This is a genomic window from Streptomyces sp. NPDC001137 (genome assembly GCF_040298885.1).
Classification (GTDB): Bacteria; Actinomycetota; Actinomycetes; order Streptomycetales; family Streptomycetaceae; genus Streptomyces.
The window spans coordinates 1-1,173 of record NZ_JBEPBA010000067.1 but is presented as its reverse complement, the minus strand read 5'-3'; the positions used below and the strand labels follow the sequence as shown (position 1 = coordinate 1,173).

Sequence of the window (1,173 nt, the reverse complement as noted above, 5' to 3'; positions counted from 1 at the left end):
TAGGGTACGGGCCGCCATGAAACTCGCTAGAGGCTTTTCTCGACAGCATAGGATCATCCACTTCACCACAATCGGCTCGGCATCAGGTCTCAGCCACAAGTGCGACGGATTTGCCTATCGCACGGCCTACACCCTTACCCCGGGACAACCACCGCCCGGGCTGGACTACCTTCCTGCGTCACCCCATCACTCACCTACTACCACCTTGGGTCAGCGGCTCCACCACTCCCCTTTGCCCGAAGGCTCCAGGGCGGCTTCACGGCCTTAGCATTAATGGGTTCGATGTTTGACGCTTCACAGCGGGTACCGGAATATCAACCGGTTATCCATCGACTACGCCTGTCGGCCTCGCCTTAGGTCCCGACTTACCCTGGGCAGATCAGCTTGACCCAGGAACCCTTAGTCAATCGGCGCACACGTTTCTCACGTGTGAATCGCTACTCATGCCTGCATTCTCACTCGTGAACCGTCCACAACTGCCTTCCGGCGCTGCTTCACCCGGCACACGACGCTCCCCTACCCATCACAGCAGGCGTTGGCCCTTATGCTGCAATGACACGACTTCGGCGGTACGCTTGAGCCCCGCTACATTGTCGGCGCGGAATCACTAGACCAGTGAGCTATTACGCACTCTTTCAAGGGTGGCTGCTTCTAAGCCAACCTCCTGGTTGTCTCTGCGACTCCACATCCTTTCCCACTTAGCGTACGCTTAGGGGCCTTAGTCGATGCTCTGGGCTGTTTCCCTCTCGACCATGGAGCTTATCCCCCACAGTCTCACTGCCGCGCTCTCACTTACCGGCATTCGGAGTTTGGCTAAGGTCAGTAACCCGGTAGGGCCCATCGCCTATCCAGTGCTCTACCTCCGGCAAGAAACACACGACGCTGCACCTAAATGCATTTCGGGGAGAACCAGCTATCACGGAGTTTGATTGGCCTTTCACCCCTAACCACAGGTCATCCCCCAGGTTTTCAACCCTGGTGGGTTCGGTCCTCCACGAAGTCTTACCTCCGCTTCAACCTGCCCATGGCTAGATCACTCCGCTTCGGGTCTTGAGCGTGCTACTCAAACGCCCTATTCGGACTCGCTTTCGCTACGGCTACCCCACCCGGGTTAACCTCGCAACACACCGCAAACTCGCAGGCTCATTCTTCAAAAGGCACGCAGTCACGAGA

The 1,173-nt window shown here is 57.5% G+C and carries 1 rRNA gene; it reads right to left on the bottom strand.

Annotation, left to right across the window (positions count from 1 at the left end):
* A 23S ribosomal RNA gene (locus tag ABT254_RS46470) occupies positions 1 to 1,173 on the bottom strand; the annotation flags it as partial.